Source organism: Bifidobacterium scaligerum (assembly GCF_002802865.1).
In the GTDB taxonomy this organism is placed as follows: domain Bacteria; phylum Actinomycetota; class Actinomycetes; order Actinomycetales; family Bifidobacteriaceae; genus Bifidobacterium; species Bifidobacterium scaligerum.
This window is the reverse complement of record NZ_PGLQ01000012.1, coordinates 15,616-40,329: the sequence shown is the minus strand read 5'-3', so window position 1 is coordinate 40,329 and position 24,714 is coordinate 15,616. Positions and strand designations below refer to the sequence as shown.

Annotated in this window: 18 protein-coding genes; 7 read left to right on the top strand and 11 right to left on the bottom strand. The window is 56.3% G+C overall.

Going from position 1 to position 24,714, the window contains the following annotated elements:
- Positions 1-173: 173 nt before the first annotated feature.
- The 3 genes from CUU80_RS10695 to CUU80_RS10360 form a co-directional block, all read right to left on the bottom strand.
- The gene (locus tag CUU80_RS10695) at positions 174-629 is read right to left on the bottom strand and encodes a hypothetical protein (RefSeq protein WP_207760121.1); all 456 of its coding nucleotides are present in this window, start codon (positions 627-629) and stop codon (positions 174-176) included.
- 294 nt (positions 630-923) lie between these two features.
- Entirely contained in the window at positions 924-2,114 is a 1,191-nt protein-coding gene (locus CUU80_RS10365; RefSeq protein ID WP_165775937.1) for a nucleotidyltransferase family protein, read from the bottom strand.
- Positions 2,115-2,162: 48 nt separating this feature from the next.
- Positions 2,163-2,966, bottom strand: coding sequence for a DUF4422 domain-containing protein (locus CUU80_RS10360; RefSeq protein WP_100497258.1), 804 nt, complete (start codon positions 2,964-2,966; stop codon positions 2,163-2,165).
- A gap of 595 nt (positions 2,967-3,561) precedes the next feature.
- Here CUU80_RS10360 and arfA point away from each other — a divergent pair.
- The 6 genes from arfA to CUU80_RS10330 all read left to right on the top strand — a co-directional run bounded on the left by arfA (position 3,562) and on the right by CUU80_RS10330 (position 12,028).
- The gene (gene arfA, locus CUU80_RS10355) at positions 3,562-5,088 is read left to right on the top strand and encodes an arabinosylfuranosidase ArfA (protein ID WP_100497257.1); all 1,527 of its coding nucleotides are present in this window, start codon (positions 3,562-3,564) and stop codon (positions 5,086-5,088) included.
- A 132-nt stretch (positions 5,089-5,220) separates the two neighbouring features.
- Positions 5,221-6,612, top strand: a complete 1,392-nt coding sequence (locus tag CUU80_RS10350; RefSeq protein ID WP_100497256.1) for an ABC transporter substrate-binding protein — start codon at positions 5,221-5,223, stop codon at positions 6,610-6,612.
- A gap of 90 nt (positions 6,613-6,702) precedes the next feature.
- Positions 6,703-7,626 carry a carbohydrate ABC transporter permease gene (locus CUU80_RS10345; RefSeq protein WP_100497255.1) on the top strand — a complete coding sequence of 308 codons (924 nt, stop codon included), beginning with the start codon at positions 6,703-6,705 and terminating at the stop codon, positions 7,624-7,626.
- Between the two features lie 3 nt (positions 7,627-7,629).
- A complete protein-coding gene (locus tag CUU80_RS10340; RefSeq protein WP_100497254.1) occupies positions 7,630-8,538 on the top strand; it encodes a carbohydrate ABC transporter permease in 909 nt (302 codons plus the stop codon).
- 183 nt (positions 8,539-8,721) lie between these two features.
- On the top strand, positions 8,722-10,884 hold the full coding sequence (locus CUU80_RS10335; RefSeq protein ID WP_100497253.1) for a beta-galactosidase: 2,163 nt from the start codon (positions 8,722-8,724) through the stop codon (positions 10,882-10,884).
- 97 nt (positions 10,885-10,981) lie between these two features.
- Positions 10,982-12,028, top strand: coding sequence for a LacI family DNA-binding transcriptional regulator (locus tag CUU80_RS10330; RefSeq protein WP_100497252.1), 1,047 nt, complete (start codon positions 10,982-10,984; stop codon positions 12,026-12,028).
- An 83-nt stretch (positions 12,029-12,111) separates the two neighbouring features.
- Here the strand turns inward: CUU80_RS10330 and CUU80_RS10325 are convergent, their stop codons facing one another.
- The 4 genes from CUU80_RS10325 to CUU80_RS10310 all read right to left on the bottom strand — a co-directional run bounded on the left by CUU80_RS10325 (position 12,112) and on the right by CUU80_RS10310 (position 17,668).
- Positions 12,112-14,043 (bottom strand): beta-L-arabinofuranosidase domain-containing protein, encoded by a 1,932-nt coding sequence (locus CUU80_RS10325; RefSeq protein ID WP_165775936.1) that lies wholly within the window; start codon positions 14,041-14,043, stop codon positions 12,112-12,114.
- A 381-nt stretch (positions 14,044-14,424) separates the two neighbouring features.
- Complete coding sequence (locus CUU80_RS10320; RefSeq protein ID WP_100497250.1) at positions 14,425-15,240, bottom strand: carbohydrate ABC transporter permease; 816 nt, start codon at positions 15,238-15,240, stop codon at positions 14,425-14,427.
- Between the two features lie 2 nt (positions 15,241-15,242).
- Positions 15,243-16,202, bottom strand: coding sequence for a carbohydrate ABC transporter permease (locus CUU80_RS10315; protein ID WP_100497249.1), 960 nt, complete (start codon positions 16,200-16,202; stop codon positions 15,243-15,245).
- A 302-nt stretch (positions 16,203-16,504) separates the two neighbouring features.
- Entirely contained in the window at positions 16,505-17,668 is a 1,164-nt protein-coding gene (locus CUU80_RS10310; protein WP_100497248.1) for a sugar ABC transporter substrate-binding protein, read from the bottom strand.
- Positions 17,669-17,906: 238 nt separating this feature from the next.
- On the opposite strand from CUU80_RS10310, the gene CUU80_RS10305 reads away from it, so the two are divergent.
- Positions 17,907-19,052 carry an AraC family transcriptional regulator gene (locus CUU80_RS10305; RefSeq protein WP_165775935.1) on the top strand — a complete coding sequence of 382 codons (1,146 nt, stop codon included), beginning with the start codon at positions 17,907-17,909 and terminating at the stop codon, positions 19,050-19,052.
- Between the two features lie 552 nt (positions 19,053-19,604).
- Here CUU80_RS10305 and CUU80_RS10300 read toward each other — a convergent pair.
- From CUU80_RS10300 to CUU80_RS10285, 4 genes are all read right to left on the bottom strand, one after another.
- On the bottom strand, positions 19,605-20,951 hold the full coding sequence (locus CUU80_RS10300; RefSeq protein WP_100497246.1) for a C1 family peptidase: 1,347 nt from the start codon (positions 20,949-20,951) through the stop codon (positions 19,605-19,607).
- Positions 20,952-21,187: 236 nt separating this feature from the next.
- Positions 21,188-22,726 (bottom strand): cell division protein, encoded by a 1,539-nt coding sequence (locus CUU80_RS10295; protein WP_100497245.1) that lies wholly within the window; start codon positions 22,724-22,726, stop codon positions 21,188-21,190.
- A 208-nt stretch (positions 22,727-22,934) separates the two neighbouring features.
- On the bottom strand, positions 22,935-23,627 hold the full coding sequence (locus CUU80_RS10290; protein WP_100497244.1) for a pyroglutamyl-peptidase I: 693 nt from the start codon (positions 23,625-23,627) through the stop codon (positions 22,935-22,937).
- 42 nt (positions 23,628-23,669) lie between these two features.
- On the bottom strand, positions 23,670-24,584 hold the full coding sequence (locus CUU80_RS10285) for an IspD/TarI family cytidylyltransferase (RefSeq protein ID WP_100497243.1): 915 nt from the start codon (positions 24,582-24,584) through the stop codon (positions 23,670-23,672).
- Positions 24,585-24,714: the final 130 nt, after the last annotated feature.

The following is a 24,714-nucleotide window of genomic DNA, read 5'->3' as shown; positions in this document are numbered from 1 at the left end:
GCGCCCGCATGCTCCACCGCCTGCTGCGCCACCGTCAAACCAAACAGACCCGCACCAACAACCACCAAATCAGGGTAATTGAACGATTTATCCGAATCCGGCATATCCATCTCTCTTTCATTAATGAGTAGAATCAAATTTCTACCAGTATAGAGGCATGCTCATGCATCCCATCAGGTCAATGGCCCCCATTTGGTATCACCTGAAGAATCTTCTTCTGAATTGTTTGTGTTGCTTTGTCCGCCTGACTCACCCTTATCATCCGATTCCGAGCCCCCACTATTTTGCGTCTGGGATTCAGAGAATTGTTCGCCGGAGCCAGACTCATCGGGATCATTCTCAACATGCAACGATGATCCACCATCTGTATCGGGCGCTTGCTGAGAATCGGAACTGTCTGCCTTTTCGTCGCTCTTCTGAGAAGAAGACGAATCCGATCGTTTGGATTTTGATTCGCGAGACGACGATTCATCCTTTTGTTTTTGTACTGACGTTGACGTTTTATCAGGAACTTCATTATTGGAGTTATCCGACATATTCACCCATGCATAGATACCCCCACCGATAGCAAGCACAATAAATATCGCACAGAGTATGCCTACGGCCACACGCTTGTTTTTTATTCCCACAATGCCCATTCTTTCTATTCAACAAAAAATCCGCCCGAAAGATCTCTTTCGAACGGATTAATTGAAAATCTAATTCAGGTAATGGGTCCCCAATTCCCTGAATCATCGCCACCGACCGATAAAGTAACAATATCACCTTTACCGAAATCAACTATCTCCAAAGCCGGAGATTCATATTCAGTCTTATTCATCACCCCTCCTTTCAATAACTCATTTGCAGGCAGTATAACTCTCTGAGCCCCTAAGAGCAAGCAATCGACAACAATACGATACTGCATACAAAAACACAATTTATTATTTGCGCATCTTTCTATACAGTAGATTTTTAATTTCCCTTAATCTTCGTCTCGGCTTCAAAAACACACCGAGGAAAAATCTCGCAATTAATAGGAAAGGCACAAAATACGGATGCGCCGCAACAAAGGGATGCCTGCCTTCAACCCAGCCCCAGCCCGGCCACAATCGCCATTTCAAATACTGTGCAATATTACGCTTATCGATTTGAGTAGCTTCCCCATGTCTACGCGAGCCAAAAGCATTGTTATCAAGTAGCTCCTGTAATAAGATTAAATCTATAGAAGTATTCTTATTATTTTCCTTATCTGAAAACATAAAACGCGCCAATACCCTCAATCTGGATTCAAAATCCAGCAGACCCATTTTTTTTAGCTCACGCGCAATATATTTATTGTCACACCCAGAAGTGGATATACGGTTATTCAATACGTATTGATCAATCAAAAAACGAACACCGCAACCATTATTTTCATAATGCTTATAGCAATGAGCAATATGGAATATATATGTATCCTCCAAAGACTGCCGGAATCTGAGCGTACTTCCTTTTATAGGGCGTGCGGTACCCCACGGATTTGCATAATATGCAAATAACTTACTATCCGGCTCCATTATCCATGAATGTAATTCAACATGGTATGGTTGCCTAATATACCCGACCAAATCATGTTGTCGATATCCTAAGCGTTCCATAACACCATGAGCTGCGACCATCGCCCGGTTCATAACAGTCCGTCGCTGCCGCAAAGAGTTACCCACGATATGGAATATATCGCCATGTGATGAATCACGCTCAACATACCCATATAAGATATCAACGTCACTCATAGAGCGCATTCCCGGCCTAGGATAACAGGCACAAATATCCGTGCCCTTCAGAACCATGGTGCTCAGTCCCACGGAGTTAAGGGAACACTCAATAGCATTACATTCTTCTTTATATGCCAATTCCTTATAGAGAGTGACATCAGCGGCTTGAGACCACCGATGGAACAAATCAGGGCATTCTTTACTTATTTCTGCCGGTAACCCCATGAAACTGATGCCCTCAACACGCTGCTGCTGCGCCAACGCGAACAACTCCTCCCAAGCAAACCCTTCAGGAATGGCATCAGCATTGGTCCCATGCAGTGCACAGGCAATCACATGACAGAGATATAACCCGACCTGCAATGAATGAGTATTCATTTGCTTCTGTAATTCAGGATATGGCTCAAAGACAAACATAACTAGCGATCAGAAGCTTTTACCATATTTTTTCAAGCCCATTTTCGCCAAGAGGAAAGATCCTCCCTTTTTCGCCCAATTTACCGGCTCGGGACTTATCGTGGGAACCTCAATATACGAATAATTCTTTGTCAACAACCATACGTCTAGCAACAGCTCGCTCACCCTGCCCGGATAACGTGCCTGAAATGCACTGCCATACTTATCCGGATCAATACGATCTACTAATGCATCCAATATCGGGAACAAGAACGAACAATATTCGTCCAGTTTCTCCCTCGACATAATGAACATATTGAACATATGCGCGCCACGCCTATGCATGACTGAATCAAACGCAGAAACATATTCGGGCGCATGCATTTCTAATATTCTTCTTGTTTCATCCAATTGTTCACTTGGGAGCGTATGCGCGTAATGCGAATACATCGTCTCAATATAGTAACGACGTTTTTTAGGCAATAAAATATCTGATTGTTTAAGCAGCGCTCTTACTTCATCGCCACCGATTATATAGTCAAACCGATCGCGGGAAAGAAGCAAACCCTTATGTTTCGTAGCAAAATGACGGCGATAATGAACCAAACCTTTGTATCGGCTATCAACATTTTTCCAAATCCAATACAGCGCCGTCAATTCCGAGTACCATGCGTTAAGATTAGAAATCGAATCGCCGGTATCATCACCGGTGAATCCCAAATCAACATCCTTATGCAATTCCTTACCTACCTGAACAGGAAGGTATATTGAATCGTTTGGCATACGATATTGTTTATGCGTAGCGACTGCGACACAAACATCCCCATACTTCATTACCCGCACCTTTCAACCTTGCTTTAATGCCGATCAGTTCGCATCCTCATCATGGACGTTATAAACGTTTATTGTATCGACTTCCGGCTACCACTTTTAGAAGGGCGGTTTCCGGACCCAATACAACAACGAAACACAGAATCAACGGACACCAGCCAAACAACTCCACCTTAAGCTCAAAACAAACACCGTCTTGACGTTGAACAAGACAATTCACATCAGGAGTCCCCATACCATCTTGCTAAGCAGGAATTGCCCTAGAACGATTAGCGAAAGGTTCGCCGTATCTCAGGCCCCGTACAAGTACATGTGCACTCGACATAATCAATTCGTTCAAAGCAAGCACAGATCAAACCACCGACGCACACGGCGTGTCCAGCGAAAATTCAACGATTTAGTACAAGGTTGTACTTAAGGGACTTGCGCGAACAGATGCAGCGGGGTATAGTTATAGACATCAAAAGTACAAGGTTGTACCCAATACAAACAAGACACTAAAACTCAGCAAACCGCAACACGGACACGTACTTACGCCCAGTAAGTACAACGTTGTCTCACTGCGGTAGCACACTGCACCACACCGAAAGGAACGGCCATGACCAAGCAACCAGCCACTGGCACAGCCACTCTGACCATAGACGACCATTTCACCATCGCTCCGGTCAACGACCGCCTGTTCGGTTCCTTCGTTGAGCACCTCGGCCGCTGCGTCTACACCGGCATCTACGAACCGGGACATCCCACCGCCGACGAGAACGGCTTCCGTCAAGACGTCATCGATTTGGTCAAAGAGCTCGGCGCAACCGCGATCCGCTACCCCGGCGGCAACTTCGTTTCCGGATACCGCTGGGAGGATGGCGTCGGCCCCAAGGAGAGCCGCCCCCGTCGCCTCGATCTGGCATGGCATTCCACCGAAACCAACGAGTTCGGTCTGCACGAAATGGCCAAGTGGCTTGAAAAAGCCGGCGGCAACGAGCTCATGGAAGCCGTCAATCTCGGCACGCGCGGCACCCAGGAAGCTCTCGACCTGTTGGAATACGCCAACGTTCCCGGCGGCACCGCGCTTTCCGATCAAAGACGCGCCAACGGTGCCGAACAGCCGTTCAACATCAGAATGTGGTGTCTCGGCAACGAAATGGACGGCACTTGGCAGCTAGGCCATAAGGAAGCCGACGATTACGGCAAGCTGGTGGCCATGACCGCCTTGGGCATGCGTCAATTGGATCCGGATGTTGAACTAGTCGCCTGCGGTTCGTCGAATCATTACATGCAGTCGTTCGGCACATGGGAAGAAACCGTGCTGCAGCACGCTTACGAATACATCGATTTCCTCTCCTGCCATTCGTACTATCACATCGACAACGGCGACATGGCCAGCTTCCTGGCCTCCGGTGAAGATATGAACTCCTTCATCAAGGAGGTCGGCGCAATGATCGACACCGTCAAAGCCAAGCTGAAAAGCGACCATGAGGTTCATATCTCGTTTGACGAGTGGAACGTCTGGTACTCCGAGAAGGAAGACACCAATCCTCACGGCATTGATAATTGGCCTGTCGCCCCACGTCTGCTTGAGGAAATCTACCCGGTCAGCGGCGCTGTGGTCTTCGGAGATCTGCTGATCGCTTTGCTGAAGAACGCAGACCGCGTCCGCTCTGCAAGTCTCGCACAGCTGGTCAACGTCATCGCCCCGATTATGACCGAACCGAGTGGTCCTGCATGGAGGCAGACCACGTTCTATCCGTTTGCAGAAACGGCACGGCTTGCCAAAGGTGGCACCGTATTGGACCCGATTCTGCAATGCGACACTTACTCCACTCAACGATATGGTGAGGTTCCTCTCGTCGATTCAGTGGCCATACGGCGCGCCGACGGTTCGGTGGCGGTGTTTGCCGTCAACCGCTCCCAGGAACAGGCAATCGATCTCACCGTTACGTCCGGAGCCGGCACGGAGTGGACCTCCGTTTCAGCCCAGACCTTGCATGATGACGATCTTGAGGCGCGCAACACGCTTGACGATCAGAATCGTGTGACCCTGCACGACAACACCACTGTGGCCATGGCCCCGGACGGCGTACATGTCACGCTTCCACCGGTGTCCTGGACCGCTCTTCATATTCGCTGATGTTCGCTGATGAACGAGGAACCTGGATTCCGTCTGAGTTCCCGACCAAGTTTCAACCGGAATCCAGCCGAAACTTGGTCTGAATTCCAGCCCTGATCCCACACCAGCACATATCCAAAGGAGGATAAGAGAATGAACAAGAAGTTGCCGAAGATGCTTGCACTTATTGCTGCCGGATGCATGACGATGTCGGTCGGAGCCTGCAGCTCGCCGGGCGCACCATCCGCCTCCGGCGGCAGTCAGACCGTCAGCAACGACGCCAGCGCCAACGACAATGCCAAGTGCCAGAACACCGTCAAGAAGGACGGCGTCGAGAAGGTCACCATCTGGGCATGGTACCCGGCCTTCGACAAGATCGTGGACAATTTCAACGACACGCATGACGACGTTCAGCTGTGCTGGACGAAGATGCCGGACGGCATGACCACCTATCAGAAATTCAGCACGGCCATCAAAGCGAAGTCCGGCGGACCGGACATCATCCAGCTGGGCTATGACGCCATGCCGCAGTACGTGTCCGGTGTTGAACAGCATCTGATCGATCTCAAGCAGTTCGGCGCGGAAAAGATCAAGTCCGATTACACCGAAGGTGGCTGGAACAGCGTGACACTGGGATCGGACGCCGTGTATGGCGTACCAGTAGACGCAGGCCCATTCGTAATGATGTACCGCAAGGACATTTTCGACAAGTACGACGTCAAGGTGCCGACCACTTGGGCCGAATACGAGCAGGCCGGCAAGGAACTTCGCGAGAAAGGCTTCGAGGGCCATATCGGCAACTTCGAGGCGAACGGCACCGGTTGGAACCTCGCGCTCTTTGCGCAGAAAACCGACGACGTATACTCATACTCCGCTTCGAATCCGGAGCAGGTCAGCATCAACTTCGAATCCGAGGGCGTCAAGAGCGTGCTTGAGTACTGGCAGCGTCTCGCCAAGGAAGACGTCGTAGCCACGGACGACAGCTTCACCGCCGAATGGTACAAGAAAATCGTCGACGGCTCCTACGCCAGCTACGTCAGCGCTTCGTGGGTGACCGGCTACATCAAGGGTGTCAGCGGTGCCGAGGAAGGATCCGTCTGGCAGGTCACCAAGGCTCCGGTCTGGGACGATTCCACTCCGGCCGTGAATTACGGAGGCTCCGGCATCGCCGTCACCGACCAGGCCAAGCACACCGAGAAGGCCGCTCAAGTAGCCATGGAACTGTTCCAGGACGACAAGGCCCAGGAAATCGCCGTCACCGACTCCGGCCTGTTCCCGACCTGGGTCAAGAAGCTCGACTCCGATGCGTTCAAGAACTACGAGGACGAATTCTTCAACAACCAGAAGGTCAACGCCGTGCTCGCCGAAACCGCGCAAGGCTACCAAGGCTACGAATACCTGCCGTTCCAGACCTATGCCTTCGACGAGCAGACCAAGGCCTTCACCAAGGCCGTCAAGGACGGCGAAGACGTCTCCTCCACGATGACGGCTCTGGACAAGACCCTCTCGGATTACGCCACCCAGCAGGGATTCACCGTCAAGTGACCTGCAACAGCCGATAACATCCAATAGCAGAAACACTGCTTGGTATGAAGGGGTCTTCGGGCCCCTTCATACCAAGGGAGGTATGCGAACATGTCGCAGCAACAATCACAACACACATCCTCCACGCGGTCTCAATCAGCGCGCAAGGTGAACCTGTGGGGCTGGTTCTTCACCGCACCATTCGCCATCATCTTCCTGCTGTTTCTGGTGATACCGCTGGTCTACGCCTTCTACGTCTCCCTGTTCACCTATACGCAGGTACGCGGCAGCACCTTCACCGGATTGGCCAATTACGCCCGAGCCTTCACCGACCCCATCTTTCTGGCCGGTATGGGACGCGTCGTTCTGTACACGGTGGTGATGGTCCCTATCCAGCTGCTGTTCGCATTGCTGATCGCCTTGGTGATCGACTCCGTCAAGAACAAGTTCACGGCTTTCTCCCGACTGGTGGTCTTCCTGCCGTACGCTATTCCCGTAGTGATCGGCGCTTTGATGTGGGGCTTCATGTACTCGAAGGATATGGGCCCGTTCGCCACTCTCTTCGACCTGTTCGGACTACCGACCCCGGGCTTTCTGACCCCACAGGGCATCTTCGGCTCCTTGGTGAACGTCGTTACCTGGCAGTGGACCGGCTACTACATGGTGATCCTGTATTCGGCATTGCAATCCGTTCCGCACGAATTGTATGAGTCGGCACGCATCGACGGCGCTTCGGAGATTCAGATCGCGTTGAAGATCAAAACACCGATGATTTCCAGTTCGCTGGTCATGGTCACGATCTTCTCCCTGATCGGCACGCTGCAGTTCTACACCGAACCAACCGTGTTGAAGAACAGCGCACCTTCGGTAATCGCGCCGGAGTATACCCCGAACATGTATGCACAGGCGCTGGCCTTCAACTACAACCAGCTGAACTATTCGGCGACCGTATCGTTCGCTTTGGGTCTGATCGTGGTGATCTTCAGCATCTTCTTCATGCGACTGACCCGCAAGCAATCAGGATTGGAGGGCTGATCAATGGCTCGTTCAACAACGCGTTCATCGAAGCAATCCCGCAACACCGGAGCCCCTATCGGCGGCGGACATCACATCCCCTCATACGTGCTGCTGGCCATCTGCGTGGTCTACTTCCTGTTCCCCGTATGGTGGCTGGTCGTAGCCGCGACCAAAACCAATTCGGGACTGTTCGTCGGCTCAGGCGGCCCGATGTGGTTCGACAAGACCTTCAACCTGTGGGAGAACATCAAGGAGCTCTCCACCTATGAAGGCGGCATTTACTGGCGCTGGCTGTTCAACTCGTTCCTGTATGCCTTCGTGGGCGGATTCGGCGCAACCGCCGTCTCCGTGATGGCCGGATACGGATTCGCAAAATTCAAGTTCAAGGGCCGCAAGACCTACTTCAACATCGTGCTCGGCTCATTGATGATCCCCACCACCGCACTGGCCATTCCCACCTTCATGCTGATGTCGCAGTTCGGCATGAACGATACGGTGTGGGCCGTGCTGCTACCGTCGCTGCTTTCTCCGTTCGGCGTATATCTGATGCGCGTATACTGCATGGATTCCCTGCCGGACGAGATGCTGGAAGCGGCACGAGTGGATGGCGCCGGCGAACTACGCACGTTCTTCCAAGTCTCGCTGCCGATTATGACGCCGGCCATCACCACGGTGTTCCTGCTGTCCGTGGTCGCCTGTTGGAACAACTTCTTCCTGCCTTCGGTGGTGCTGTCGAACACCAAGCTCTTCCCCATCACCGTCGGCCTGACGCAGTGGCAGCAGCGCTCGAACATGGGTGCCGGCGCCGAACAAATCTGGAATCTGGTCACCTCCGGTGCCTTCGTCTCGGTTATTCCGCTGGTCATCGCCTTCCTGTTCCTGCAACGATACTGGGTCGGCGGATTGACGGCAGGTTCGGTCAAGGCTTGATTCGCTGAGCTCAGGTGATTCGACCGATCGGATCGACTCACCTGAGTCGGCAAACACCGGAAAAGCACCGGTACATACCGGAAAAACACTATCGATCAATCAACGAATTCCGGTTTCGGCACAGATGCCGGAGCCGGAATTCGTCATATTGCCACAACACATCGCACAGGATGGTGACACAGTATGGGCAGCAGACAGCCGGACAAGTTCCGTTTCGGAGCGGCATTCTATGCCGAATATCATGCATTCGACACATTGGATGAGGACATGCGTCTGCTTGCCGAAGCGCACTGCAACACCATCCGCGTCGGAGAAGGCAGCTGGTCGCATTGGGAGCCCGAAGACGGCCGGTTTGATCTGGATTGGTTGGAACCGGTACTGGATAAAGCCCACGAGTATGGCGTGGAAGCTATCATCGGAGTGCCGACATTCGCGATTCCCTTGTGGCTTGCTCGTGCATGCCCGGAAATAACGTTGGTGGACATTCATGGTCGGCGTTCGGCTTACGGCTCAAGAGAAGAGCACAGCTACACGTATCCGACATTCCGCTATTATTCGCGCCGCATCATCGAAGCGATCGTGCAACGATACCGGGATCACCCTGCTGTGATCGGCTGGCAACTGCATAACGAACCGGGCCTGAAAATCGATTACTCCCCGTTCGTATTCGAAGGCTTCAAAGACGAGCTGCGCCGAGAGTACGGCAACGTCGAAGAACTCAACCGACAGTGGGGGCTGGTGTTCTGGTCTCATGAACTAACCGATTGGGATGATCTGTGGGAACCATCCGGCAATGATCAGCCGCAATATGACATCACTTGGCGACGGTATCAAGCGAAGCTCACCGATGATATGCTGCGTGAGCAGCGTGATTGGATTCGCGCACTCTGCCGTGACGATCAGTTCATCACCGTGAATTTCGCATTGGCCCGCCCGGCGCTCGATGAGGCGAAGTCCGCACAACTGTTGGATGTGGTGTCGTTCGACCCCTATTACCAGATGCAGGACGGAATGTTGCTCGACAACCCGGACAGCGACTATGGCGCTCAGACCGAAAGCGAGTGGAAAACCACCGGGCCATGGGGATTAAGCCTCAATGGCGATCGTATCTACGCCTTGAAACAGCAGCCATTTGATATCGCCGAGTGCAATGGCGGCCCAATTGGCGGTTCCGCCGACCGGTTCCCCGGGTACGACGGCCAATGGCGTCAGGCCGCTTGGCAGTTCATTCTGCGTGGAGCCCAGATGATCGAATACTGGCCGTGGAGGCAGATCACGACCGGAGCGGAGACCTTCTGGGGCGGCATCATCCCCCATGACGGCAAACCGGGTCGCGTCTATCATCAGATCGCCGAACTGGGTGCCGAACTCGAATCGTACGGGACCACAATTCTGGGGTTGCACCCGGATTACGACATCACCATACTGTATTCGGTACAGTCACGCTGGGCCATGGAATGCGAGCCTTATCAAGCGCGCAACGGCTTCTCCGACGCTCACGATGCACGGAATCCGCAAGCCTATGAGCAACTGTTCCGCGCGTTCTACCAGGGGGCCTTCCTTTCCGGCAGACAGACTCGCATCGTATACGATACCCAGATTATTGACGATAACGGCAACCTTCGTTACCCGGCGCAACAATTCGTGCTGCATCATCCGGTTCTGGTAGCGGCCGGAACATATATGATTTCCGATAAACTGACGGATTGGCTGAAAGATTACGTACAGTGCGGCGGTCACCTGATCATAGGACCGGAAACCGGAATCGTAGACAACCTTGCCCGTGCCCAAAGCCATACGCAACCAGCAGGATTGCAACAGCTCGCAGGCGCTTCCTACCAGGAGACGTCAAGTCTGCTCCGTAATCTTCCGATTCGCGGATGCCAAGGATACGATATGCGTCCGCAAAGCGCGGCGACCGTAGTTGCACAACACCTCGAACCAATCTCCGGCGAAGCATTATGCCGATACGAGCATCCGTTCTTCGGAAGATTTGCGGCGGCGACCACCCATCAGACAGGCGCGGGACGCGTTACCGTTGTAGGCACGATTCCCAATCGCGAGTTGATGACGTCGATATATGACGCCGTACTCGCACCGGCTTCCGTATGGTCCGACTGCTGCAAGGGCACAGCAGTAACGCATACATCGGCAGTGAACGGAAACGGCGAGCGGCTGCACGCCTTGTTCAACTGGAGCTGGGACTGCGAGCGCGTCACGCTCCCCTCCCCTTGTTCTCCGGCAAACGGCGGGGAGCCTGTGCAAGAAGTCATGCTACGACCGTGGGACGTTCGCATTCTTGCGGAAAAGCCTGAACGCGCAACCGCCGATGACAATAAACGGTAGATAAGATACTAATTATCGAATAAGCGAGCGCCGCTGTGCCAATGCAGTCACAGGGCTGCCCCGACTTGAGACGAGCGGAAGTTTGGAGGTACCGACAATGTCGACGTCAAAGCGAGTAACCATTACGGACGTTGCCCGACAGGCGGGCGTCTCCATAAAAACCGTTTCCAATGTCATCAACAACTCGGGAAGTATGCGTCCGGAAACGCGTGAACGTGTCCGCAAGACAATCACCAGCATGGGGTATTCCGTCAATTATTCGGCTCGATCATTGAAAACAGGCGTGTCCAAGCTGATTGGATTGGCCACGTTCGATTTCACGCAGTCGTTCACCGCGCTGTTCGCGCAGTCATTGATCGAAGTCGCAAGGGAGCGCGATTACGGCGTAGTGATCAACACTTATGACCTGGATGGCACCGGTCTGCCGGAGGCGGTTGATCGAATCCCCTCGCTCGGTGCGGACGGATGGATTTTCCTTTCCGGCAAACCGCTGGCGAACGAGGGAGCGATATTGCAGCAGCAGTATCCGATAGTGTTCGTCGGCGATTTTGACGCCTACGGCAAAGCCGACAGCGTGCGGGTTCCCAGTCGCGAAGCCATGGATGCATTGGTATCGAAGCTGCTGGCCAAAGGGTTCCGGCGCATTGGCCTGATCGGAGCTCCCGAGGGCGTTGACGCCAATAATGTGATGCAAGCTTCAGAGGGTGCCGGCCCACTGCGACTTCGTGGTTTCGTCGAGGCGTTCTCTCGGCTGGGCATTCCGGTGGATTGGAACCTCGTTATTCCGGAAAGCCGCTGGTTGAGCAGCGACGGCGAGCGGGCGATACGAGATCTGCTGGGCCGTGTGGCATGCCCGGAAATCATCATCTGCTTGAACGACGCTCTAGCGTTCGGCGCTGTGCACGAATTACAACGTATGGGGCTGCAAATACCGCAGGACGTGCAGGTGATCGGTTTCGACAACGTGCAGGAATGCCAGTTCAGCACGCCGACGCTGAGCACGGTGGACCTGCATATGGAAGCGTTCGCCTCGGCGGCGGTCGATATGCTGATCGGCCGCATCAACGGTGATGCAGGCCCGTTCCAGACGGTGACTACTGATTTCACGTTTGTGGAACGGGCCTCGACGCGGGCTTTGCGGTAGCTGCCGCAGTCCCGCGGCCGGGCTCGACCCTACTGCGGGCTGCGGGTCTCATTGCGGGACTGCTGCGAGTCTTACTGCGGGTCTTACTGCGGGTCGTTGGACCCTTCGGCAACCGGACTGAATTCGACCGGCGTTATGGGGTGCTCGGCGTCGGTGTTGAGGTAGACGCTGTAGCGCTCGTGGCCGGCGATGTCGTACAGCGGGCGCATGTGCATCGCCGCGGCGCGGGCCGCCAGCGCTTCCCCGGCAGCCGGCAGATCGCCGACGTTGATATCGGCGTCCGGCTTGGCCATGAGCACGTCACCGTGAAGCACGGCCACGCGATTCGGGGCACCGCGCAACGATTCCGTATGCCAGTCGGGCGCGATATGCAAGGTAATCGACTCGCCGTTGTGCCAGTCGCGCTCGATTCGCGCGAAACCGTCGGCGGCACGGGTCAGGGGCACGCTTGCGCCTTCCACCGTGTGCGCACGGAATACGAACGCCAGACGTCGTGGGGCGTCAGCGCACGCGTCGCCACATGCGTTAGCGCACGTATCAAACGTCACGCACAGCGTTGCGCGATCCGACGCAGGGTAATCGGTGTCCAACGTGCAGGTCACGCCTTGATCGCGCCAATGCAACCGTGAGGGCACGAACGACGTTACCGCAACAGTCGGCACGGTGCCGCCGTCTTCCACCGGTTCGACGCTGCTTTCCGGCACAGCCTCGAACCAAATGTTGCGGGCCAGCTCACTGGCGGCCTCCACACCGGAGGCGGTGCAGCACCAGAATGTGTCGGTCGGCGTGGAGAAGATCTTATACGCGCCGCACCCCATCGGCTGATGGTATTGCGACAGGCCGTTGCGCGGGCTGAAGCAGTTGAGCACGGCGTTGAATTTCAGTCGTGCCAGCCAATCGGCATAGCGGATATCTCCCGTCCAGGAGAACAGTCGGCTCATGATGCGCTCGGTGTTGTGACCGTTGCAGGATTCGCTTTCGCCGAACGTCAAGGCATCGTGCAGATCACCGGCGGCACCCCAGTGTTCGGCCTTGTCCGAAACGCCATATTCCAACGTGAAATGGGTGGCTTTCGAACTGTTGGAGCCATTGGCGAACGTACGCGAGTCAAGGAACTCGGCGAAATGCTCGGCTGCCGTACGGTACCGCTCTTCACCGGTGATGTCATACCGATGTTCCGCCGCGATGATCTGCGGCAGATGGGTATTCGCGTGCAAATCTTCCAGCACGTCCTCGCCGGCGGTCATTGGTCCGAGGAAATACTCACGATCGAAGATTTTGGCCGTCGCCAGCACATCCGCATCATGGGTGATGTCGTACAGCGCATACAGGGCGTCGCCGATGCCGCCATATTCGTTCAGCGGATTGAGTCGGGTGGGCCGTAGCATGTTGTCGATTTTCCATGCCCCGAGCCCGGAAAGCCGACGACCGATGTACCCGGCCAATCCTCTCGCCAGCTGCAACGCCGTCTCGTTGTCCGTGTAACGGTAGGCGTCCACCAAGCCCTGCAGAATCTTATGCAACGTGTAGTAAGGCGCCCAAACCTTGCGATAATCCTTGGATTCCAGCCGATCGAGCTCGGATTCGGGGAAAGCCGCGAGGTATCCGTTCGGCTGGGCACATTGCGCCATCACGTCGACGATGTGATCGACGATCGTCTTGAACCGGTCGCGTATCTCGGCTTGCGTATCGTCGTCCGGCGTATTGCTATCGGTCGCGTCACCGGCCACATTATCGACCGTTTCATCCGCACCGTATGCAGCGTAGAACTTGGACGCGGCGGACAGGAAATGACCTACGAAATGACCACGCAACCCGCAGTCCGGCGATTCCCAGCCGCCCAACGGCTCGGCGGCGTCTTTGAAGCCCGCATTGGTGCGGAAGGTGTGCATCAGTCGGTCAAGATCGAACTGCAGCACATAATCACGCACCAGCATCTGACGTCGGAAAAACTCGCCGCCCGTCAACGTTACGTCCGGCAATTCGAATCCACGGTATCGCACATCAGACTTCATTGTCATTCCTTTCGTTACACATCGGCACATGTGTCGCTTCATTGCGCCCAGTCGCGTGAAGCGACACATGTTGAACCGGTTCAATTTATATCACGCATACCGTGATCTCGGCCATCGCGGGCGAACAATCCGATCGAATCCAGCGGAACATCAGCCACAACCGTGCTGCCGCCCTTATAGACGCAGCCATCGTGAGTATTCGTCCACGTCACGGACCCGTCACCGCCACGCCTCGATGCGAAGATACTCGCCTCCACCGTTCCAGAGCAGTGCGTTTTCGTCTTGTTCGAATGTGCATATTGCCATGAGTGTTCCTCGATATTCTTAATGAGAGCGAATCGGGTCGAAAGAATCGCACGAATCGATCGATTTCGATATCCATCAATCCTTGACGGCACCCGCGGTCACACCGGCGGCCACGTACTTCTGAGCGACGACCAGCATCAGCGCGGTCGGCACCGAAGCGATCACTGCAGTGGCCATCATCGGACCCCATTCCTGATTCTGTGCGCCGATGTAGTCGTACAGGCCCATCGTGATCGGGCGAAGCATGCCACCGCCGGCGTCCAACGTGGAGGCGAACATGAAGTCGCTCCAAGCCCACAGGAAGCTGAACAGCGAAGCCGTAACGATCGAGTTGCGCGAAAGCGGCACCACGATACGGCTGAACACCATCCATTTGTTGGCACCGTCGATTTCGGCGGCTTCGATCAGCGAGCGCGGCATACCTGCCATGAACGAGGTAAGCAGCATCACCGCGAACGGCACGGCCACGGTGGAGTCGGCCACGATCAGGCCGGGGATGGAATCCAACAGACCTATCTCGTTGAAGATCTGGTAGAAGCCGAGCGACATGACCACGGCGGGAATCATCTGCGCCACAATCAGCAGGAAGTTGATGGTTTTGCCGCCGCGACGCGGCAGGAAGGTGATGCCGTAAGCGGACGGCAACGCGATGAGCAGAGTGAAGACCACGACGCCGAACGCGATGATCAGCGACGTACCCAAGTAAGGCATCTGGTCGGAGAACGCACGTTGGAAGTTCTCCACGGTAAAGCTCTTCGGATACAGGTCGCCGGAGCGGATCGCGGAACGACTGGTGAACGCCACGTTGATCATCCAGTACACCGGGAACAGCATGATCAGCGTAAGCAGCAGTCCCAAAGCGGTTTTCCACCATGTTGAACGATGTTGCATGATCAGTTCTCCTCCTTGCGCTGCGCCCACAGGTAGACAAAGGCGAACACGAGCGCGATGATGATGAGCACCGTGCCCACCACGGATGCTTCGGAATAACGGATAACGGACGAATTGCCCTTGCCGAACGCCATCTCATAGGCCCAGGTGGCTAATGTGCGCGAGGTGCCGCCGCCCTTGGTCATGATCCAGATGATGTCCACCACCTTGAGCGTGTAGACGAAGCCGAGCAGCAGGGTGATCATCGTGACCGGCCTGAGCAGCGGGAAAGTGATGTGCCAGAAACGCTGCCAGGCGTTGCAACCGTCCAGCGAGGCCGCCTCGTACAGATCGACGTTGATGTTCTGCAGACCGGAGTAGAGAATCACGAGGTTGAACGGGATGCCCAGCCAGATATTGGCGATGATCACGGCCCACAGGGAATTCGTGCCTTGCAGCCACCAAATTGGATCGACACCGAACAGTCCCAGCACCTTGTTGAACACGCCGCTGTCCGCGTCCATCATCCACTGCCAGATGGTGCCGGAAATCATCGGCGGCAACAACCAAGGCACCAGGAACGCGCCACGCAATACGGCAGACAGCTTGAAGTTCTGATTGAAGAACACCGCCAGAGCCAGGCCGATGGCGTACTGGAAGATGATCGACAGCACGGTGAAGGTCATTGTCTGCGCCAAGGTGGTCCAGAAATCAGGCGAGGCGATGACTTCCTTGTAGATGTCCAATCCCACGAACGGGGCATCGCCGGTGATGAACGTGCGACGAGTGAACCGGTGGAAGCTCATGGAAATGTTCTGGATCAGAGGGGCGATGTAGAAAATCGCCATGTAGATCGCCAGTGGCGCGGTGAATCCGATCACCGCCCACGTGGTGGATGAGATGCGACCGCGCCGCTTGGGATGCTCGGCACGGCTGCTGGTGCGGGCATCCATACCGGATGCCGACGCTACTGTGCTCGTCATGATGTGCTCTCGACTTTCGTGGATTGAGTGCTAACAGTGTTGTGACCAGTGGCTACGAATCATGTGCACTGTTCGCACGAATCCCGTACAGATCCCATACGACTCCGTACGAATCGCTGATCTGTTGCGCTGATCTGGGAATATTGATTCGTCACACTGATGAATTACGGACGATCGCGTCCGACTATATAAGGGACTACGTGAGGCGAAAGGCTGCGGGAGGTGACCAGCGGTACGCTTCGTCCGTCCACCGCAGCCTTCACCGGACAGCAACGACTCCTGAGACGACGTTGCTATTGGCGTCACTGCTGGTTCATCGCGTTCTGCAGATCCTCGGAGACCTGAGCCGAGGCATCCTCATACTTGAGACCCATCTTGGTGGTACGACCCTGAGCGGCGTCCACGGACTTGGCCCACTGTTCCCAAACCGGATTCTCCTGCTCCTGCTCGGCGCGCACGTCCTTCTTCGCGGCGAAGTAGCCGATCTCATCAGCGGTCTTCTTGAGGTTGTCGCCGCCGGTCAGGCATTCGATGACCTTGACCGCAGCTGCAGTCTTGTCCTTGTCTTCCTTCTTCTGGATCGGCATGGTGATGAACTCGCCGCCGGTGGGCACCGGGGCAACGCCGCCGTCCTTGGCCGGGATCGGGATCATCTTGTAACCCTTCTTCTCGGCGGTGAGTTCCTGCCAAGAACCGTTCTCCGCAAAGGCGTACTCACCGGTAAGGAACACATCCCATGCGGCGGACTGGTTGTCGGTGGTGGCCGACTTCGGCGCGTACCCGTTCTTGATCCATCCGCTCACCAGATCAAGAGCATCCTGATAAGCCTGAGACTTGAGATCGGACATGTCTCCGTTCGCGCCCCAGAACCACGGCTGGAACTGGAAGACGCCCTCCTCACCGGAGACGCCGGCGAACGTGATGCCCTTGAAACCGGCATCAGTCACCTTCTTGAGTGCGGCGTTCAGCGAATCCCAATCGGTGATGGACGCCGGATCGACACCGGCCTTGCTCAGGATTTCCGGATTGTAGTACAGACCAAGCGTGTTCACGCCGTATGCCAAGCCGTACCACGTGTTGTCGATAATGCCGGGGCCTTCAATGTTTTCGTCGAATCCAGTGGTGTCCACGCCGGCGGCCTTGATATCGGTGACCAGACCGGCATCCACGGCGGATGGCATCTTCGGGTTATCGATCAGCGCGATCTGCGGGGCATTGCCGGCCTTGGCAGCTGTGGTCAGGTTGTTGAGCAGATCCGACTGCGGATAGGTCACGCGCTTGAGCTCATAGCCGTCGGGCTTGCAGGTCTGCACGTACTTGTCCCAGCTGGTGCCGGCAGTGTATTGCGGATATGGATCCCAGAATTCAATGGTCTTGCTGCTTTGCGCAGACTGACCGCCGCATGCCGCCAGAGAGCACAGCATCGCCACCGACATCACCGACGCCACGATACGCTTCTTTCCCATGATTCCTCCTTGAAATGGGCATAGCTATGCCTTGGGTTTGCAATGGATTTCATGTGGAGAAATGACTTCGATTTCTCCGATTCGCTTGGCGATGAACCTCTGCAGTGTGGTTCCTTGCCTTGCTGATACCAAGATAACGGCGTCTGACGTGAACCGATTCGGTACAATGGTGTCAGATTCCGACTTCGACCGACTGAGTTGTTTCGAGCCGGCCCGCGAACGCTTCAGGAGGACGGCAATGACTGCGGTATACGCCATCGATTTGAACAGACCCTTGTACTATTTCATGGCAGGCGAGTTCAACAGCGAACCAGGATGGCGGCACAACCGATTCATTCACGACAACGATTTTGAAGTCATAATCCCGATACAAGGCCATTTTGAGCTGGCAGTGGAGGATGATCGCGGCGAGCGGACCGTGCGTATATCCCCTGGTAACTGCACAGTGCTGCCACCACGCACCAAAGGCGTGGGCGCGGCAAGGACCGGCGAGCATGTCAACTTCTTCTGGATGCATTTCGTGGCGACCTCGTGGAGGCCGGGTGTCATAACTACGCAAAAAGGTGAACTTATCCGACCTTCGCGATCGGGTGCCGCACAAGTCGATGTCGCGGAATCCGACGAGGAGCTCGATGCCACACAATCCGGCACGATTCAAGCCAGTGACGTCCATTCCGGTGACACGTCCCTCAAACCGACCGAAAACGAAGACTTCACCTCACTGATCGCCACCACCATCGACCATATCTCCCGCAACGACTACTGCCCCGATGCCAACAATCTGTGCCTATTGCCGGAACGATTCCGCATTGACGACATCAACCGCATTCTGCTGCCGCTGAAGAATCTGCTGGCATGCGCGAATTCGTACCGATATTCACAGAAAGAGAACGACTATCTGACCGCGGTGGTGCTGATCGAGCTGTGCGACAGTTGGCTACGCAGCCTCACCGCCGCGCATCAGGAACACACCGCGAACACCCCGGGCAAAACCGTGCCGATTGTGGAGTGGATTCGCGCGTACATGTCTGCACAGTTAACCGTGGCGAGTGTGGCGGAACATTTTCAGATGAATCCCGATTATCTAAGCCGGCTGTTCAAGCAGGAACAAGGAGTGAATCTGCGGGATTATCTCATCAGTCTTCGCGTGGAAACAGCGAAAGTACTGCTGATACGTACGGATTTCTCTTTGGCGCGCATTACGCGATATTCCTATTTCAACGATGAAAGGAATTTCATTAAACAGTTCAAGAAGGCCACGGGATTGACCCCCACGAATTATCGTAAGCAGTTCGCGCAGACACACCTGAATAACGGTGCCATCGACCCGACCATTCCGATTCCGCAGGAGCTGCGGCGGGTGATCGAGGGGTTGTATATGTAGCGCAGGTGACGGGTTCTGGTAGGGGTGGTGAGACGTGGGATGGAAATGCATTGGGAATAATTATGCAGTTGTGTCCCGTGGACGCGAATGCGCTGGTACCAAATGTCAAAAACAGCAATTTCGCGGTTACGTACCACGCCTTACCATGCACTCATTATTTGCTAGAAATCAAAAATGGCGGAAATAAGCCATTTTGACATTTCACTGATGTGGCACGCCACATGCGTAAAACGTTTTATGTGTGTATTGTGCCACGGTTGCGTGGTACCAAATGCCAAAAACGACGATTCTGCGATTACGTCCCGCTATCTCGTCTCTGTAGGGGGGCTCGAAGCCGCCTACGGCGAGGCTCAGTATTGCCTTCGGTGTACCGCACGGCTTGTCAGCCGTGCGCTGAGCCTACGGAAAGCCCACCGGGCTGTCCGCGTAACGGCATGTCACTCCGATCCGAGACAACACCAGTGAGAGCCACCGGCCTATCGGCCGGGAAGCCGGGAAAACAGTCCACAGGACTGTTTTCTTACTCCGGCTTCTAGCTCTTGCGTGACAAAGTCACGCAAGAGCTCCCATCGGATCCCATGCGGGGAGCATGGTGGCGGGCTCTTCCAGGGCCTTCTGGTACTCCTCGGGGAGCATCGACTTCGGGACGGCCACCTCGTAGACGTACTCGGTGAACCAGTCGTCGGACATGGTGAAGTAGCCCTTGTCGGCAATCTTGGTACCCCAAGAGTTCTCCACGCGCCAACGGCGGGTGGTGGTGCCGTCATCAGCCACGTCCACACCGGCGAAGGCCATGGCGTGGTTCATCGCAGAATCAGCGAAACGCACACGGGCTTCCTTGTCGAGGTCGAAGTCCACGTCGTACACCTTGCCGTACTCGAACAGATCGGTGGCCCAAGCACCGTTCTCGCGATCCATGAACGGGTGGCAGTCGGCACCGAACCACACCGGAATACCCTGCTCGACCAGAATCTTGCGCACGCAGTCCTTCATGAACTGGTTCGGCACATTGAGGTACTCGGTGGCGTCACCGCCGGCCACATTGCCCAAGTGCTCGATGCCGATCTTCTTGCCCTTGGCGTGCTCGGCGCGCGGATCGTCCACGAGGCACACGTAATCCTCAAGACCGGCCGGACCCACGTACTTGTTCCAGAATTCAACCGGCGTGATCTCGCCGTCGCGGTGGAACTCGCCATCCTTGTCGGTCCACTCCCAGTCGAAGGAGACCGGCGGCTCTCCCAGATGAATGGTCAGAATACGGTGGCCGGCGGCGGTGGCCTCGGCGATGATCTGCTCGGTCTTGGCGGCATCATCCTTGACGGCATACAGGTGAGCCACGGCGGTGTGCAGCATATGGCGCAGCTGGGTGTTCATCTCGCCGGTGTTCATCGAAGACGCGGTCTCCGGGAACAGATCCTTGGGAACGGCACCGTACTTCTTGTACACGTTCATGGCCATGGTCCACTGACCGCCATCACCCATCACATCGGCCAGCAGGTGCTGCATCAGGCGGGAATCGGCGGGCTCGCCGGCAGCCACCAAGGCGGCCACATCCTTGAGGAAGTAGTTGACGCGCTCCAGCTTGTCGAAGTACATCGCATAGTTCTGAGAGAACTCGAACTCCTTCAGGTTCATGTTCTTCTTGGCGATGAAGCGGGCCACGTTCAGGGAGCTGAACAGCCAGCAGCGGCCGGAACGATCCTGATGGGTGGCTTCGCCGTTGTCCACGATGGTGGAGAAGCGGCGCTGCATCAGGCGGGCACGATCATAGTTGCGGGCCACCTTGTCGATGCCGGCTGCGGTCACCGCATTCATCGCCAAGCGATTGGTGCCATTCGCATCGAAATCGTCGCGCAGGGCGTTCAGCGCTTCACCGCTCAACGGTGTCAGTTCACTCATGTCTACTCCTTCTATGGATCAGTGCGCTTGTGACGCGGGGTAACAAACAAATACGGCACCTGGCGTAGAACGCACAGGTGCCGTATTCATGCCGCTAGTAGTCTAGTCGAGGGGCTGTCATTCGCCGATACCGTGCTGCATCGGCGATCATTCTCAAGTTCACTACGCGGACAACTCTCGTTTCGTGGCTCCCGCTGGTTTGCAGGAAAGTCACGGAAAAGAGAGTAACGGAGCCGTTATTCGGCGGATGTCTCCTCGCCATCGTTGTCGCCCGCAGCCTCGGTGGACTCAGCTTCGACGGATTCCGTATTGATGACTTCTGTCTTGGCCGTGTCCTCGTTCACCGCAACGGCATCTGCGGCCTCGGCATCGCCAGCAGCTTCGTCGGCATGCTCGGCATGCTCAGGCTCGACGGACTCCTGCGCAGTCTCAGGAACCGGAGCCATCACCGGCAGAGAGGCAGCGGCAGCCGGGGCATCGCCCTGAGCCGCGGCCTGACCGGCCTGCGCACCGCCGAACGCGAATCCGGCGAACGCCTGGGAGAACATGGAACGAAGCTCGGAAACACGCTGCGTAATCACGGATTCGCGCTCCTGCAGATCGCTGATGCGCTTGGACAGGCCATCAAGCTCGCTTTGGGCGGCCGCACGACGCTCCTCGATCTGGGCATCGGCATCCTCACCGGCCTTGTGCACGATGGCTTCAGCCTGACGATCGGCCTCCTCACGCTTGGCGGCGGCATAGGAATCAGCCTCTTCGCGAACGATCTTGGCCTGACCGACCAGTTCGTCGGCTTCCTTCTTGGCGGATACGCGACGCTCTTCCAGATGCTGCAGTAACTCGTTGACCTTCTTGGTGGCCTCGTCCTGCTGGGCGGCGATATCGTGGCGGATCTGCTCGACCTCAGCGTTGACCTTGCTCATCGTGCTGGTGCGCTTGACTTCGGCATCATCGGTGATCTCCTGAGCCTGAGCCTTGGCGGAGTCGATGATTTCGCTGGCCTTGCGCTGCGCCTCGGTCATCATCTTGGACACCTGCTCGCGCACATCAGCAAGCTTCTTGTTCGCGTCGGAGAGCGCGGCCTCGATCTGATCGTTGGAATCGGACTTGAGCTTGGTGATCTCCTCGTTGGCGCTCTTGCGCAGTGCGGCGACCTGCTGGGTGGCTTCGGCCTTCATCTGGGCGATTTCACGTTCCTGGGTGGAGCGCTCGGAGGCCAGCTTCTTGATGTGTTCCTCGCGCGCGTTGCTCAGCTCCAGTTCAACGGTCTGACGCTGTTCGGTGATGGTCTTGGTGGTTTCCGAACGCATCTGTTCGGCGTGCTCGTCCGCGGAAGTGGTCACCGACTTGGCCTGCTCATTGGCGTTGGTCAGGATGGAGGCGGCCTTGGCGTTCGCGTCGCTGATGATGTGCTGGGCATCCAGCTTGGCGTTGTTGATCAGGGTTTCGGCCTGCGCCTGAGCTGTGGTGCGAATGGAGGAGGCGTCCTGCTTGGCGCGTTCGAGCAGCTCGGTGCTGGTCTGCTCGGCGGAAGCCAGCATCTGCTGGGCGTTGGCGCCGAGGGAAGCGAAACTGTTGCCCTCGGACTTACGATTCTTCTCTTCCTGAAGCTGGGCCTGCAGCTGCAGGATGCGGTCGTCGTCAGCAGCGATCTGCTCGCGCATGCTAGCGAGCGTCTGCTGAGCGCGTTTTACGCTCTCCTGAGTGGCTTCAAAGGCGGCATCCACCTTTTCCTTGTCATATCCTCGCAGCACCACCGGGAAACGATCCACCATGGCTGTTTTATCCTTTCGCACATACTTAAGCGACTTGGCACTTCCTTGAAGCACTGTAGCGCATGAACACGGCGCGGAACGCGGGTCATCGCGCAATCGTTACAATGCGTGCGAAACGTGTTCTATGTCGAGCGCTTCGGCAGGGTGATTCCAGGCTGCGTTGCGCGGAATTCGGCTCACTCAGCGTTCCGCCCGGCCCACCGCACAGTCAGGCGATCAAAATATCGGAACTGGTGGGCTTGAGATAGTAACGCACGGTTTCGCGCACCACATCACGGCCGGCAGCGATCTGCTGTTCCAACGTAAGTCCGTGCAAAGCGAGCCCATGCTGACCGGAGTGGGCCGGTATCACCGGCGGGAAACTCACGAATCCACTGAGCACCCGGTCCTGGGCGGACGTCCAGTTGAGCAGACTGTAGAACAGCGAATTGCACACGAAGGTGCCGGCGTCCGAACTTAAGGAGGCGGGAATCGAATCGTCGGTGAAATCCTTCAGGATGGAGCGGAGCGGCAAACGCGTCCAGTATGCGGCCGGACCGCTGGGATCGATGGGTTCGCGGCGCGGGATGACGTTGTCCGCGTCCGGCTTGGCCGCATCCATCAGATTGGTGGCGCAACGCTCCAACAGAACGCTGCGCGCCGAACGCTTGAGACCGGTGGCGATGACGATATGCGGATGTACGGCATCGATGGTCTCCAGCAGCGTGGGCCACGCTTTGGCGAAACTCACCGGAAGGCTTACGGCGTGAACATGCACTTCGACTTCGCCCAGCAGATCGTCCGGGCCCTCGCCGCCACCGATACCCTGCTCAACGATGGCAGCGGGGACTTCGCGGGCTGGATTGACGGCTATGCCGTCATAGTGATCGAATCCTGAAATCACCACATTGAGTTCACGCATAGCGTCCAGTCTATCGCGACTGATGCGTCCGCCGCGGCGAAGCTAGCGACGCATCTGTCCGGCAGCCTGGGCGAGCAGCGCATGCATGCGGGCGCGAGCCTCCTCCTTGGGATCAACGGCACCGCGTCCAACAGTGCCGCTGGCATCCCGCCCGAGTAGTTGCTCGGCGATGCGTTCGGCCGTGGGAATATCGGCCAGCGTAGTGATCTTAAGATTCGTCTCGGCACCGGAGACGATGGCCACGGGTTCGTCCGGCAGATAGTCCACTACCACGCGTGTATCGTCCGTGGGGTGGAAGTCCGGATCGGCCGCCGCCAATTCGTAGGCGTGACGAATCGTGGCGAAACGGAAGGATTGCGGGGTCTGCGCACGATAGGTGTTCGGACGGTCCGGCACCGACTTGACCACCTTGCGATCGCCCAGATCCTCGGTCAGCAGCACGGTGTCGGTGGATGCGAACGCCACGGTGGCCGCCTTGAACTGGTCGAGCGCGTCGATCGAGCCATCGATGGCGGACTGCGCCACGAACGGACGAACGGCATCATGGATAAGAATCTTGGCATCATCAGGAATGCCGGCGGCGGCGAGCATATCCAGTGCCGCAGCCGTGGAGTCCACGCGCTCGGAGCCGCCGTCAATCACCACACGCACCTTGGCATATCCGGCTTCGTCGATCAGCGACTCCACTTCGCCGCGCACCTTTGGATTGACCACCACTACGATGTCGCTCACCCGCGCGCACTGTTCGAACGCCTCGATGCTCCAGCACACGATGGGCTTGCCGCCCACGGCGACCAGCTGCTTGGGATTATCCGGGTCGAACCGCGTGCCGAAACCGGCCGCCAGAACCACCGCCACCACCGGCACATGTTGTGCAACGGGTTCGGATGCCGGTTCGACCATTGGTTCAACTCCCGGCTCAGCGTCAGCGTTCACGGCAATATCTCTCTCAGTCATAGGCACCACCGTAGGGTGAGGGCTGCCCGAGCGTGACCCGCGTCACACTTTTCTCCACGGAATGTGCTCGTAGCCAGACAGCCCGGCCTATTGCGGTTTGGATTGTTGAAAACTCTAAAATTCACCTTAT